General features: G+C 66.2%; 10 protein-coding genes. 3 read left to right on the top strand and 7 right to left on the bottom strand.

The window, feature by feature from the left end:
• Positions 1–16: 16 nt before the first annotated feature.
• Positions 17–223 carry a hypothetical protein gene (locus tag JAB1_RS19905; protein WP_070281507.1) on the top strand — a complete coding sequence of 69 codons (207 nt, stop codon included), beginning with the start codon at positions 17–19 and terminating at the stop codon, positions 221–223.
• A gap of 65 nt (positions 224–288) precedes the next feature.
• Here the strand turns inward: JAB1_RS19905 and JAB1_RS19900 are convergent, their stop codons facing one another.
• Genes JAB1_RS19900 through JAB1_RS19890 form a run of 3 tightly spaced genes read right to left on the bottom strand, consistent with a single transcriptional unit; the run spans position 289 to position 5780 of the window.
• The gene (locus JAB1_RS19900) at positions 289–1566 is read right to left on the bottom strand and encodes a TolC family protein (RefSeq protein WP_070281506.1); all 1278 of its coding nucleotides are present in this window, start codon (positions 1564–1566) and stop codon (positions 289–291) included.
• Positions 1553–4663: a CusA/CzcA family heavy metal efflux RND transporter gene (locus JAB1_RS19895; protein WP_070281505.1), complete on the bottom strand. Its 3111-nt coding sequence runs from the start codon at positions 4661–4663 to the stop codon at positions 1553–1555. The genes JAB1_RS19900 and JAB1_RS19895 overlap by 14 nt, the downstream gene beginning before the upstream one ends.
• Positions 4656–5780 (bottom strand): efflux RND transporter periplasmic adaptor subunit, encoded by a 1125-nt coding sequence (locus JAB1_RS19890; protein WP_070281504.1) that lies wholly within the window; start codon positions 5778–5780, stop codon positions 4656–4658. Before JAB1_RS19890 ends, JAB1_RS19895 begins: the two co-directional genes overlap by 8 nt.
• 228 nt (positions 5781–6008) lie before the next feature.
• On the opposite strand from JAB1_RS19890, the gene JAB1_RS19885 reads away from it, so the two are divergent.
• Positions 6009–6689 (top strand): response regulator transcription factor, encoded by a 681-nt coding sequence (locus JAB1_RS19885; RefSeq protein WP_034779983.1) that lies wholly within the window; start codon positions 6009–6011, stop codon positions 6687–6689.
• Positions 6682–8079 (top strand): ATP-binding protein, encoded by a 1398-nt coding sequence (locus JAB1_RS19880; RefSeq protein WP_070281503.1) that lies wholly within the window; start codon positions 6682–6684, stop codon positions 8077–8079. Before JAB1_RS19885 ends, JAB1_RS19880 begins: the two co-directional genes overlap by 8 nt.
• Here the strand turns inward: JAB1_RS19880 and JAB1_RS19875 are convergent.
• From JAB1_RS19875 to JAB1_RS19860, 4 genes are all read right to left on the bottom strand, one after another.
• The gene (locus JAB1_RS19875) at positions 8071–8385 is read right to left on the bottom strand and encodes a hypothetical protein (RefSeq protein ID WP_092607970.1); all 315 of its coding nucleotides are present in this window, start codon (positions 8383–8385) and stop codon (positions 8071–8073) included. The genes JAB1_RS19880 and JAB1_RS19875 overlap by 9 nt on opposite strands.
• Entirely contained in the window at positions 8382–9104 is a 723-nt protein-coding gene (locus JAB1_RS19870) for an MgtC/SapB family protein (protein WP_070281502.1), read from the bottom strand. The genes JAB1_RS19875 and JAB1_RS19870 overlap by 4 nt, the downstream gene beginning before the upstream one ends.
• A 359-nt stretch (positions 9105–9463) precedes the next feature.
• Positions 9464–12583: an efflux RND transporter permease subunit gene (locus JAB1_RS19865; RefSeq protein ID WP_070281501.1), complete on the bottom strand. Its 3120-nt coding sequence runs from the start codon at positions 12581–12583 to the stop codon at positions 9464–9466.
• Between the two features lie 3 nt (positions 12584–12586).
• The gene (locus JAB1_RS19860; protein WP_070281500.1) at positions 12587–13819 is read right to left on the bottom strand and encodes an efflux RND transporter periplasmic adaptor subunit; all 1233 of its coding nucleotides are present in this window, start codon (positions 13817–13819) and stop codon (positions 12587–12589) included.
• Positions 13820–13829 lie beyond the last annotated feature (10 nt).

Below are 13829 nucleotides of genomic sequence, written 5' to 3'. Positions count from 1 at the left end.
ACTAAAGAGGTAGTAAATGGCCAAGACAAATTTCCAATACGAAAAACGGCAAAAAGAGCTGGAAAAGAAGAAGAAAGCCGAGGAAAAAGCCAGGCGCAAGCTGGAAGCGAAGAACAATCCGAAGCCGGCTGATGGTAGCGAGGGCGATGAGCCGGAAGCGGACGACGCCGACGTCGATGCAGATCCGGCCGCCGACGGCGCCGCTCCCGCCCAGCCCCAGTAATTCCCCGTTCCTGACGACCGGTGCGGCGTCGCCGCGCCGGTATCTCCTCGTTCTACTTTCCCCCGCTACAAGCGCGGCCGCTGGCCGATCGCCAGTTGCAGCTGCGTGCTGGCGATGGCGGCATCGGCGCGCGCCTGCACATAGCCCTGGTACGCCTCATCGGCCGAACGCTGCGCCGCCAGCCATTCCAGCAGCGAGGCATTGCCGCTGAAGTACGACAGGCGCATGCCATCGACCACCTTTTGCGCATCGACCAGCACGCCGTCACGGTAGTGCGCCAGCCTGTCCTGCGCCGCCCGCAGCTGCCGCTGCGCCGTGCGCACTTGCGTTTCCGCTGTCAGTTCCGCCTGGCGCAGGGCCAGCATCGCCTGTGTCACGCCCGCTTCCGCCTGTACGATGTCGCCCTTGTCGCGCCGCGACAGGGGAATGGGGATGGCCAGCGAGATGGACAGCGCACGGGAGCGGGGCGCGCCTTCGGCGGGATTGCCGCTGGCATCGATGCCGTCATGGTAGCCGCGCGCGGCGGCCAGGCCCAGCGTGACGGTCGGATCGACGGCGCGGTTGGCGCGCACCAGGGCCGCGCCGTCGCGCAGATTGTCCAGGGTGGCGCGGGCGATGCGCACGTCGCTGCGGGCATCGAGCGCTTGCGGCACCAGCACGCCGGTATCCTTGTTCTCAAACGCGGCGAAATCGCATACCAGCTGTGCATCGGGAAACAGCGCGTCGAACTGGCGTCCCAGCGGCGGCGACAGGGCCAGCATGGCGCTGTCCGACTCGCTGCGCGCCTGCGCCAGGTCGGCCTGGAACTGGTCGCGTTCCACGCGCGACTGCAGCAGCTCGATGCCGCCCACGTCGCCCGCCTTGCGCCGCACGGCATTCGCCTCCACCACTTTCGACAGGGCCACCATGGTCTGCTCCTTGCGCGTGGCGACTTCGCGCGTGCGGCACGCTTCCGTGAACGCCGCCGCGGCCGTGCCATACAGTTCGCTCCTGAAGCCTGCCACCGTTTCCTCGGCCAGCGCGACATTGCTGTGCGCGGCCTTCAAGCGCGCGGCGCGCTTGCCGCCGGTCTCGATGGCCATGCTGATGGCCGGGTTCCACGTGACGGGCCGGTGTTCGACGTTGCGCACGCTTTCGCGCGTGGCGCCCAGGGTGAATTCGGGATCGGGACGCAGGCCGGCGATGCCGATGCCGGCCTTGGCCGAGACGATGCCTTCCTGCTGCGACTGCAGCTCCAGGCTGTGGCTTTCCACGGCGGACAGGTAGGTTTCAAAGCTCAGGGGGGCGGCGATGGCGCAAGGGGCGATCAGCCAGGCCGCCAGCAGTACATTAAAACGTGTCATGGGTCTCTCCTTCGGTATCGATCCGGCGTTTTTGCAGGTGTGCCTCGATCAGGTAATACAGGGCCGGCAACAGCAGCAGGGTCAGCGCGGTCGCCGTCACCAGACCGCCCACCACGACGGTGGCCAGCGGACGCTGCACGTCGCTGCCCAGGCCCGTTGCCAGCATGGCCGGCGTCAAGCCCAGGGCGGCCACCGTAGCCGTCATCAGCACGGGGCGCATGCGGTCGCGCGCGCCTTCCAGCACGGCGTCGCGCAAACTGCGGCCTTCGTCGGCGCGCAAGCGGTTGATCTGCGCCAGCATCAGCACGGCGTTCAGTACGGCCACGCCGAACAGGGCGATAAAGCCGACGGCGCTCGACACGTTCAAGGTCATGCCGCGCAGGTGCAGCGCGGCCAGGCCACCGAGCATGGCCAGCGGCACGGCCAGCAAGACCAGCGCGGGCTGGCGCAGGTTGCGGAACTGGCCAAACAGCAGCAGGAACATGGCGCCCAGGGTCATCGGCAGGATCAGGGCCAAACGGCTTTGCGCGCGCTGCAGGTTCTCGAACTGGCCGCCCCATTCGACGCTGATGCGCTGGTGCTCGCCGGCCACGGCTTGCGCCACCAGCGGGCGCGCTTCGGCCAGGAAGCCGGCCAGGTCGCGTCCGCGGGCATTCAGGCGCACGATGATGTGGCGCCGGCCCATTTCGCGCACGATCACGCTCTCGCCCGAGGTGGTGCTGATGCTGGCCACCTGCGCCAGCGGGATCTTCGCGCCATTCGCCGCCGTGAGTTTCAGGCTGGCGATGGCGTCCGGGCTGGAACGCGTGGCGGGCGGGAAGCGCACGGCGATGTCGTAGCTTTTCTCGCCCACGTACACCTGGCCGATGGGCGCGCCGCCGATGCCGGTGGCAATCAGGTCGGCCACATCGGCCGCATTGATGCCGTAGCGGGCCGCCTTTGCGCGGTCCAGTTCCACCTTCAGGTTGGGCAGCGGCGGTTCCACGTCCACGGCCACGTCGGAGGCGCCGGGGACACCTTTCAATACGTGCGCCACCTTGCCGGCGATGGCGCGCACTTCATCGAGGTCGTTGCCGAAGATTTTCACCGTCAGGTCGCTGTGCGCGCCCGACAATTTATCCTGCACGCCATCGATCATCGGCTGCATGAAGGCCACCGTAAAGCCGGGCATGCGCGCGAAGCGCTCATTCATTTTCGCGATCAGATGCAGCTGCTGCTTGCTCATGCCTGACTTCCAGCTCTTGTAGGGGGGCAGGCCCACGCTCGCCTCGATGTGCGACGGCGTCCAGTAATCGGTGCCGTCGTCGTTGCGCCCCGTCTGCGTGACGATGGTCGACACTTCCGGGAACTCCAGCGCGGCGCGCCGCAGTTCGCTGGCCATTTCGGACGCCTTGTCCAGCGTGATCCCGGGCGGCATCTGCACCTGCAGCCACAGCGAACCTTCATCGAGATAGGGCAGGAAATCGCGTCCGATGCTGCCGCCCAGCAGGGCCAGGCCTGCCAGCGAGGCGGCGCACACCATCGCCACCCAGCGCTTCCTGCCCACCATGCGCTCGAGGAAGCAGCCGTACGCGGCCGCCAGCTTGTCCAGCGCGCGGTTATGGAAGGTGCGGCGCGGCTTGCGCAAGGCCAGCCAGGCCAGGCCGGGGATCAGCACCAGGGCCACCACCAGCGCGCCCACCAGCGCCGCGCCCACCGCATACGCCATGGGAGAGAACAGCTTGTATTCGATGCGCTGGAAGGCGAACAGGGGCAAGTAGGCGGCGATGATGACGGCCATGCCGAACATGATGGGACGCGCCACCTGCAAGGTCGCGTCGATGGCATCCTGCAGGGTGAGGGGCCGCTCCTGCTCGCGCTCGCGGCGGCGCAGCATGTTTTCCAGCACCACCACGGAACCGTCGACGAGGATGCCGAAGTCGATCGCCCCCAGCGACAGCAGGTTGGCGGGAATCTTAAAATGGTGCATGAAGATGAAGGCGATCAGCAGGGCCAGCGGGATGGTCAGCGCGACGATGGCGGCTGCGCGCGGGCTGCCCAGATACAGCAGCAGTACGAGGGCGACCAGCAGCATGCCTTCGCCCAAGGTATAACTGACCGTGTGCAGGGTGGCGTCGATCAGCGAGCTGCGGTCCAGGTAGGGCACCACTTTCACATCTTTCGGCAGCAGGTTGGTATTGAGGTCGTCGACGGCCGCGTGGATGCCGGCCAGCGCTTCGGACGGGTTGAAATCCTTCAGCAGCAGGGTGATGCCTTCGATGGTGTCGGGGTTGTCGTCCTTGCCGAGGATGCCGCGCCGTTCCACGTTGCCGTAGGCGAGCTTGCCCAGGTCTTTCACCAGCACGGGCACGCCGTCCTTGCTGCTGACGACGACGTTGCCCATGTCGTCGAGCGAATGCAGCAAGCCCACGCCGCGCACTACGTACGATTGCTGGCCGCGGTCGATGACGCTGCCGCCGCCGCTGATATTGTTGGCGTTGATGGCGTCCTTGACCTGCGCCAGCGAGAAGCCGTAGCTGTCGAGTTTTGCGGGATCGAGTTCCAGCATGAATTGCGTCGTCAGGCCGCCGAAATTGCTGACGTCGGCCACGCCGCGCACTTGCTGCAGGCGCGGGATCACGGTCCAGAACTGCAGCTCGGACAGTTCGCGCAGCGAGCGTGTTTTCGATTCCAGCGTGTAGCGGTAGATCTCGCCCGTGGGCGAGGTATAGGGATCGAGTCCCGGCTTGGCCTCGTACGGCAGGTTCACGCTGGCCAGGCGTTCCTGCAGCCGCTCGCGCGTGAAGTAGCCATCGCTGCCATCCTCGAACACCACCGTGATCAGCGACAGGGCGAACAGGCTGCGCGTGCGCAGCACGTGCATGCCCGGCGTGCCGAGCAGGGCGCGTTCCAGTGGAATGGTGATCTGCTGCTCGATTTCCTCGGCGCCCAGGCCCGGCACCTGCGTGACGATCTGCGAGGTGACGTCGGCGATGTCGGGGTAGGCTTCGATGGGCAGCTGCTTCCAGCAATAGACGCCGTAGACGGCGACAAACAGCAGTACCAGCCAGACGATGCCGCGCCGCTGGCAGCAGGTGGCGATGAAACGGTCAATCATTGAGCAGCACTCCTTCCTTGACGACGATGCGTTCGCCCGCGCGCAAGCCCGAGACGATTTCCACCTGCCCGCCATGGCTGGCGCCTACCTCCACCGAACGCGGCGAGAACACCAGCGGGCTGCGCTCCACCATCACGCGCGTCGATGGCCCGCTTTGCAGCACGGCGGCCGCCGGCACGAGGAGTGCGCGGCGGGAAGCGCCGGCGAATCCCGCGTGGGCGAACATGCCCGGCTTGAAGGCGCCGGCGCGGTTGTCGATGGCCACGCGCACTTTCACCGTGCGCGTCTCGGGATCGAGCACGGCGCCCACATACGCGACCTTGCCCTCAAAAGCTTTGCCGGGCCAGGCATCGACGGTGATGCTGGTCTTTTGTCCCACGGCCACGTGCGCCAAGTCCCTCTCGGCCACGTTGGCCGACAGCCACACAGTGGACAGGTCGGCTACCGTCATGACGGGCGCGTTGATATCGTTCCAGTAGCCGCCCTGGGCGCCTTCCATGGCGATCACGGTGCCGGCGATCGGCGAGCGCAAGACATAGTCGCGGCGCGAACCGCGTGTACCGGCGCCGTACTGGGCCAGCTTGTCGGCGCTGGCCTGGGCATCGCTGCCGGCCTGCGCAAAAGCCGCCTGCGCCGCTTCGTACTCCTTGCGCGCGGCGATTTCCGCCTCGAACAGGGTTTTCTGGCGCTCCAGTTCCTGGCGCGCCTGCAGCAGGGCGGACTTCGCCTTGCTGTCGTCCGCGTAGGCGGCGCTCAGTTCCGCCGAATCGAGCGTGAACAGCGGGTCGCCCGCCTTCACGCTGTCGCCCAGGGCGCGCTGCAAACGCGTGATGCGTCCGGCCAGCGGCGGCGTGATTTTCACCAGTTTTTCCGGCATCGCTTCGATGCTGCCTGGCGCATCCGTCTGCGTGGCGATCTCCTGTTCCTGCACGGCGGCGACCTGCAGGCGCTGGCGCAGCGGCGACATCTTGTCGACGGCGATGTTGCCGTCGTCCAGGTGCCTCGATTGGGCGGGCGGCGTGGCTGCCGCCGTCGGTTTGGCGCAGCCGGCCAGGGCCGAACAGGCGAGAGCGAGGGCGCAGCTGGCGCCCAGGGCGTTGCGGGTGGTCGTGTTCATCCCGTGTTTCCTTGTTATTGATGGTGATGGGGCATGCGTGGATGCCGTGCCCAGGCGGGCGGTCAGAAGGGGGCGCGGGCAGAGATATGACAGCGCCGGAAAAGCATAGCAATGTGGTCCTGAAGAAGCGCCCAAGAATGCCTGAATCATTCTTCAGGTTCGGTGCGCGCGCGGTGGAGCGCGGTAAAATGCCAGCATGGAAAACAGGGCGCGACGCGAAAGGCTGGCATGAGAATCCTCCTGGTGGAAGACGACCGCAAGGCGGCGCGCCTGCTGGCCCGCGGCTTGCAGGAAGAAGGCTTTGTTGTCGACGTGGCGCACAGCGCCGAGGAAGGCGAGGATGAAAGCTACGCCGTCGACTACGATGCGATCGTGCTGGACTGGATGTTGCCGGGCAAGCAGGGCATCGATTTTTGCCGCGACTTGCGCGCGCGCGGCATCCAGACGCCCGTGCTGATGCTCACGGCGCGCGACGCCACGGCCGACCGGGTGGCGGGCCTGAACACGGGCGCCGACGATTACCTGACCAAGCCGTTCGAATTCGAGGAGCTGCTGGCGCGCATCCGCGCCTTGCTGCGCCGCTCCGACATCAGCCGCCCGCTGGTGCTGGCGCTGGCCGATTTGACGCTCGATCCCGTCAGCCACCAGGCGACACGGGCCGGTGCGCCGCTGGTGCTCACGCCCAAGGAATACGCGATTCTGTTGATCCTGCTGCGCCAGGCGGGCGAAGTGGTCAGCCGTGCGCGCCTGGCCGAGCAGATATGGCAGGCGGACCTGATCGGCATCGATAACCTGATCGACGTCCACGTGCGCAACCTGCGGGGAAAAGTGGATACGCCGGGCTTGCCGCCATTGATCCATACGGTGCGCGGGCGCGGCTTCCGCCTGGCGGAAAACAACGGTGGCTAGCTTTCGCAAGCGCCTGCTGCTGGTGCACCTGGCCGTCATCCTCGCCATCGTCGCCTGCACGGCGCTGGCCGGCTACTGGGGCCTGTCGCGCGCCGTGCATGGACAGCTCGATGCGGCCCTGCTGGCGCTGGCCGAGACGGAAATGGCCATGCTGCCGGCCGCGCCGCGCCAGCCTGTGCAGGTGCACGAGGTGGCGCCTGGCCTGGCGCAGCCCTCGTTGACGCGCCTGGACCGCCTGGTGCAGATCGTCGATGGAGAAGGCCGCGTGCTGGCGCGCAGCCGCAACCTGGAGGCTGCGCAGCTGCCGGCGCCGCCCGCCCTGCTGGCGCGCCTGGCGGCCGGCGAGACTGTCTTCGAGACCCTGACCAAATTTGGCGAAGAGCCGCTGCGCATGGTCTCGATTCCCGTGCCATCGTCCGGCGCAGGCCTGGCGGTGCAGGTGGCCGGTTCGCTCGACGACGCCAACCACGTGCTGGCCGCGGCCACGGTGCTGTTTGCCGCCATGGCGCTGGCCTTGCTGGCGGCCGTGGGGTTGGCAGGCGAAATGCTCACGCGCCGCGTGCTGGGCGCCATCGACGATGTGGTGGACCAGGCGCATTCAATCGGCGAAGCCAGCCTGCACCAGCGCCTGCCACATCCCGGCACGCAGGACGAAATCGGCCGCCTGGTCGATACCCTGAACGCCATGCTGGACCGACTGGAGCATGGCTATGATGCGCAGCGCCGCTTCACGGCCGACGCCTCGCACGAATTGCGCTCGCCCCTGTCGCGCCTGCGCACGGAAATTGAAATCACCCTGCGCCGCCCGCGCGAAGCGCCCGAGTATGTCGATGCGCTGGCGTCCTGCCTCGACGAAGTGCAGCGCCTGACGACCCTGGTGGAAGAATTGCTGATGCTCACCCGCCTGGATGTGGGCCAGGAGCGCAATGCGGTGGAAACCATCGCGCTCAATCCCCTCGTGCGGGCGGCCGCGCAACGCCTGGAAAAGGCGGCGGCGCAGCGCGGCATCCACATCGTCTTCGATGAAAGTGTGACCGTCCAGGCCAAAGTGGCAGCCGGCCCGGTGGACTTGGTGCTGGCCAATCTGCTCGATAACGCCGTGAAGTTTTCGCCGCCAGACAGCGTCATCACGGTGCGCGTGGTGCGCGACGGCGAACAGGCGTTTGTGGGCGTGGCGGATGCGGGGCCGGGCATCGGCGTGGACGATTTGCCGCATCTGTTCGAACGCTTTTACCGGGGCGCCCAGGCGCGGGCGGGCGAGGCGCCCGGCTTCGGCCTGGGCCTGGCCCTGTCGCAGGCCATCGTGCACGCGTATGGCGGCAGTATCGAGGCGCGCAACCGGCCGGAAGGCGGCGCCCTGTTCATCATGCGCCTGCCCGCCTCAGATTGACGGTGCGACGCCTTCCCAGCGCACTTGCCGCACTTGCGGCCAGGCGCCCGCGCGGTTGACGAAGCGTACCAGCACGGCGCGCTGCACGGCCTGGCACAGCACCGTGGCGATCAGTTGCACCACCTGCCTGGCGTCGTCCCAGCTGCGCAGCATCTGCGACGGCGCCAGGCCTGCGCCCTTGAGTTCGGCCAGCAGCAGGCGCACCACATGGTCGGCTTGCGCCGCGGGGCAGGTGACGGTCAGGCGGTAGGTGGCCACGACAGGCGCTTGCCTGGCAAACCAATGGAAGAACTTTTTCATCATCATACCCCCCGCTCGGCGACAAATTCCGCGTTATTCACCAGCGCCCAGCGCACGGCCGAGACGCTGCCTTCCAGGCTCACCTGGCTGACGATCTGCTCCAGCAATCCCAGGCTGGACAAGGGTGTGAGCAGGTCGGCGCGCACTTCGATGCGCCCCGCGTGCGCGGCATCCTCGCTGTGCAGCGATTGCAGCATCAGCGTCGGCATGCCGCTGATCAAGCGCAGCATCAGCTTGCGCACCTGGACTTCCTGCTCCGCCTCGCACACGGCCGTCACGCGGTAGATGCTTTCCGTTTCGATGCCCGCTTCGCTGCCATGCGCGTTGATGCGTTGGGCCAGATGGCGCAGCACCAGGTTGGCGATCAGTACGAAGCCCGTGCCGATGGCCGCTTCCAGCGCGAAGCCCAGGCCGCACAGGATGCCGATGGCGGCCGAGCACCACAGGGTGGCGGCCGTGTTCAGGCCGCGCACCGTCATGCCTTCTCGCATGATGACGCCGGCGCCAAGGAAGCCGATGCCCGAGACCACCTGCGCGGCGATGCGCATGTGGCCCGAGGCATCGCCTTCGAGCACGGAAACCATCACGAACAGCGAGGCGCCGACGGACACCAGCGCATTCGTGCGCAAGCCCGCCATGCGCTGGCGCAGCTGGCGTTCGGCGCCGATCATGGCGCCCAGGGTCAATGCCGCGGCAACGCGCAGCGCAAAGTCAAATACCACCATAGTTTCTCCCGGCTGGGGAGGAACAGGCGAGTGCCAGGGCGTGCGGAAACCGCCCGGTAAAGGGGGCAGCAGACGATAACGGTGGAACGATGAGGAGGGAAGTGCGGCGAATGGACATCGCCGCTGGTATAACCGCACCTTGCCATGGGCAGGGCGGGCGGAATGCGCGCGTCTTGCCTAAGGCCGATCGCCGATGGTCAATCGACTACTGTCACTGGAACAAGCACCCACGAGTCACTCCATATCATTGATAACGGGGACAGTCTAGCCAGTGGGGCAGCTTTGGTCAACTGAAGCTCTCTTCAGAAAGCCGCCGCGTCGTCCCCGCCAATGCGGGGACGGTGAAGGCGACCGGTCTATCAGTGGGCGTGTGCCTTGCCGTCGTCGGCGGATGCGGCATGCTCGCCGCCGCTGCCACCAAAGAAGCGCGCGGCGCGCTTGCCCAGGCTATCGAGGTAGGTGTAGGCGACGGGCACCACCACCAAGGTCAGCAAGGTCGAGGTGATGACGCCGCCGATGACGGCGCGGCCCATCGGCGCCTGTGATTCGCCGCCGTCGCCCATGCCGATGGCCATCGGCAGCATGCCGAAGACCATCGCCAGGGTCGTCATCAGGATGGGGCGCAAACGTACTTGCCCCGCTTCCATCAGCGCCTCGAACTGCCCCAGGCCTTCGCGCTGGCGCTGGTTGGTGAAGTCGATCAGCAAGATCGCATTCTTGGTGACCAGGCCCATGAGCATGATGAAGCCGATCACGGAGAAGATGTTCAGGGTGCTGCCCGTGATCAGCAGGGCGGCCAGCACGCCGATCAGCGACAGCGGCAAGGACACCATGATGGCGATCGGCTGCAGGAAGCTGCCGAACTGCGACGCCAGCACCAGGTAGATGAAGATCACGGCAATGCCCAGCGCCATCATCGCGCCGCCCATGGTTTCGGCCATCTGCTGCGCATTGCCGGCCACGTCGAAGCGCACGCCGGGCGGCAGGTCGATGGACTTGATGGCTTTCTGCACGTCGGCGTCGACGTCGCCGGCAGGGCGGCCCTGCACGCCCGCATAGATGGCGACCCGGCGCTGCAAGGCCTGGCGTTTCAGCACTTGCGGGCTCGATGACGGCACGAATTCGACCACCTGGCGCAGCGGAATCATGACCGGCTTGCCGTTCGCGTCAAACTTGCTGGACGCCAGCGACAGGTCGGCCAGGTCGGCCACTTTCTGGCGGCCCGATTTCGGCAGCTGCACGTTGACGTCGTAGTTCTGTCCGTCGCTGGCTAACCAGTGGCTGACCGTGTCGCCCGCAACAAAAGGCCGCAGGGCATTGCCGATCTGCTGCACCGACAAGCCCAGGTCGCTGGCCAGCTCGTTATTGATTTTCACGGTGGTCGACGGATTGGCGCCTTCCTGGCTGTACTCCATGTCGGCCAGGCCCTTGATGGTGCGCATCTTGTCCATCAGGCGGTGCGCCACCGCATCGAGCTTGCCTTCATCCGTGCCGAGGATGGCGATGAAGATGGGACGGTTGCCGACCGACAGGGTGATGCCGGCGATCGGCGCCAGGCGCTCGCGGATCAGCTTTTCCAGTTCTTGTTGCGAGCGGCGCTTGTGCGTCTTGAGGTCCGTCAGTTTCAGGTTCACCTCGGCCGCGTTGCGTCCATCGGGCGTGCCGATATTGGCCACCAGGCTGTCGATCTCGGGAAACTCCTTCAGGGCCGTTTCGATCTGGCGCACTTTGCTGTCCGTGTATTCGAGGCTGGAGCCGACAGGCGTCTTGAAGCGCAGGTTGACCCAGCCCTGGTCCGTCTCGGGGAACATCTCGCCGCCGATCATCGGCACGAGCATCAGGCTGCCCGCGAACAGGGCCACGGCCGTGGCCAGGGTCGTCTTGCGCCAGCGCAGGGCCACAGCCAGCACCTTGCCATACCAGACGTGCAGGCGGTCGATGCCCGTCTCGATCCAGGCCATGAAGCGGCCCAGCCACGGCGCATACTTGAAGCGGTCCTTGACGGGGTCGCGCCAGACGGACGACAGCATGGGGTCGAGCGTGAAGCTGACGAACAGGGAGACGAGAACGGCGACCGCCACGGTGATGCCGAACTGCAGGAAGAAGCGGCCGATGATGCCGTCCATGAAGGCGACCGGCACGAATACTGCGACGATGGCGAACGTGGTGGCCATCACGGCCAGGCCGATTTCATTGGTGCCGTCGTTGGCCGCCTTGTAGTGGTTCTTGCCCATGCCCAGGTGGCGCACGATGTTTTCGCGCACGACGATGGCGTCATCGATCAACAGGCCAATGCACAAGGACAGCGCCATCAGGGTCAAAAAGTTCAGGGTAAAGCCGAAGGCCTTCATGGCGATGAAGCTGGCCAGCACGGAGATCGGCAAGGTCAATCCCGTGATGATGGTCGAGCGCCACGAGTGCAGGAACAGGAAGACGATCACCATGGTCAGCACGGCGCCTTCGATGATGGTGCGCTTGACGTTATTGAGCTGGCTTTGCACGCGTTCCGATTCGTCGTCCAGCACGCGCAGGGTGATATCGGGCGGCAGCGTCTTTTGCAGGTCCGCCGCCACTTTCAGGATGCCGGTACCCACTTCGACCACGTTGGCATCCTGCACCTTGGTGATTTCCATGGTCACGGCTTGCTGGCCGTTCATGCGCGAGATCGACAGTTCTTCCTGTTCGCCGTCGACCACGGTGGCCACCTGGTCCAGGTAGACGGGGCCGATGGCGCGGCGCGCAACGATGATCTTGCCGAATTCGCGCGCATCCTTGATCTTGCCTTCCACGCGCACCAGCTGTTCGGCCGCGCCATGGCTGATCGAGCCGGCCGGCAAATTGGTATTCGTCGCCTGGATGGCGCGGATCACTTCATCGACGCCGATGCCCTGGGCATTGAGTTCGATCGGCTTCATGCTGATGAGGATCTGGCGCGCGCGCAAGCCGCGCAGCTTGACTTGCCCCACGCCGGCCACGCCCTGGAAGCGCTTGCTGATGATCTGTTCCGTCATGGTCGACAGCGAGCGCAGGTCATGCCCGGTCGAGGTCAGCACGATGGTGGCGATGGGGCGTTCGTTGTCGCCTTCGGCGCGGGCGATGAACGGGTCCTTGGCTTCTTTCGGGAAGCGGGGGCGCACCAGGGCCACCTTGTCGCGCAAGTCCTGCATGGCCTTGTCCATGTTCGTCGACAGCTCGAATTCCAGGTAGACGCCGGCGCGTCCTTCCCACGAGTTGGCGCGGATGGTCTTGATGCCGCTGACGGTGTTGACGGCGTCCTCGATGGGGCGCGTGATGTCGTTTTCCACGGCTTCGGGCGAGGCGCCCGGGTAGTTCACTTCAATGGCGGCGAACGGGAACTGCACGCTGGGCATGCTCTCCACGCCCAGGCCCCGGTAGGAGAAGATGCCCAGCACCACCAGCGCCACCATGACCATGGTGGCGAAGACGGGATTTTGAATACTGACTTTGGTCATCCACATGGCTCAGTCCTTCCGTGCCAGCACGGCTGCCGGCGCGGCAGGGGCGGCAGCCGGTGCGGCGAAGGTCACGCTGTGGCCCGGCTTGACGCCATCGAGCTTGGCGATGATGACTTTCGCGCCCGGCACCAGGCCGGACGTCACTTCCGCATAGCCTTCATCCTCGTTGCGCAGTCCCAGCGTGACGGGCTGGGCGACCACCTTGTTGTTCACCAGCGCATACACGACGGGACCCTGCTTTTCATTGCGCACGGCCGTCAATGGCACCAGCGGCGCCACGGACGAGCGCTCGGTGACGATGCTGCCCTTGGCGAACATGCCGCCGCGCAGCGCGCCATCGCCATTGTCGACGGCGATGTAGACGAGCATGGCGCGCGAGCCGCTCTCGGTGGTGGGGTTGATGCGCGTGACCTTGCCGGCGAAGTCGCGCGCGCCGAAGCCGTCGACCTTGAAGTGCACGTCCTGGCCCAGCTTGATGCGGGGGATTTCCGCGCTGGGCACGGGCGCTTCCAGGGTCAGCTGCGCCAGGTTGACGATGGTGTAGACGGGCATGTCGGGCGAGACTTTTTCGCCGGCCTGCAGGTGGCGCTTGCTGACGATGCCGGCCATGGGCGCGCGAATCACGGTGTCGGCCAGCGCGATGCGGGCGATGTCGACCATGGCGGCGGCGGACTTGACGCTGGCGCGCGCCAGGTCGACGGAGTTTTGCGTCGTGTCGTAGGCCGTTTGCGAAATGTACTTTTGCTTGAGCAAGGCCTGGCTATTGGCCTCGTTTTTGCTTGCCATCGACAGGCGCGCCTGCGCTTCGTCGAGCATGGCTTGCTGCTGCGTCAGTCGGGCGCGCTGGTCGGCCGCATCCAGGCGCACGAGGATTTGCCCATCCGCCACATGCTGGCCTTCCTGCAAGGTCGTTTCCTGGATCACGCCGGAAACCTTGGCCTTGATGGTGGCCTGGGTCAAGGGCGCCAGCGAGCCGGACAGGGGCAGGCTGATTGCCAGCGCGCGCGCATCGATGGCGGCCACGTCGCCCTGCGCCAGTTCATGCACGGGCGTCTTGTCCTGCTCCTTCTTCTTGCTCGCTTGCAGTTCGGCAGCCTTGGCGGCTTGCTGCTTCGATTGCCTCACCGTCCAGCCGCCGCCGGCCAGGGCCAGCACGACCAGGATCAGCACGGGGGTGCGCCAGCGCCGGCGGCGCGTGGCGGCAAGGGGGGAGGCGGGGGGCAGGGTCTCGTTTTTCATAGGTTTTTTA

The organism is Janthinobacterium sp. MP5059B (assembly GCF_001758645.1).
Classification (GTDB): Bacteria; Pseudomonadota; Gammaproteobacteria; order Burkholderiales; family Burkholderiaceae_D; genus Janthinobacterium; species Janthinobacterium lividum.
The sequence above is the reverse complement of the archived record's forward strand: the minus strand, read 5'-3'. Positions and strand labels throughout refer to the sequence as shown.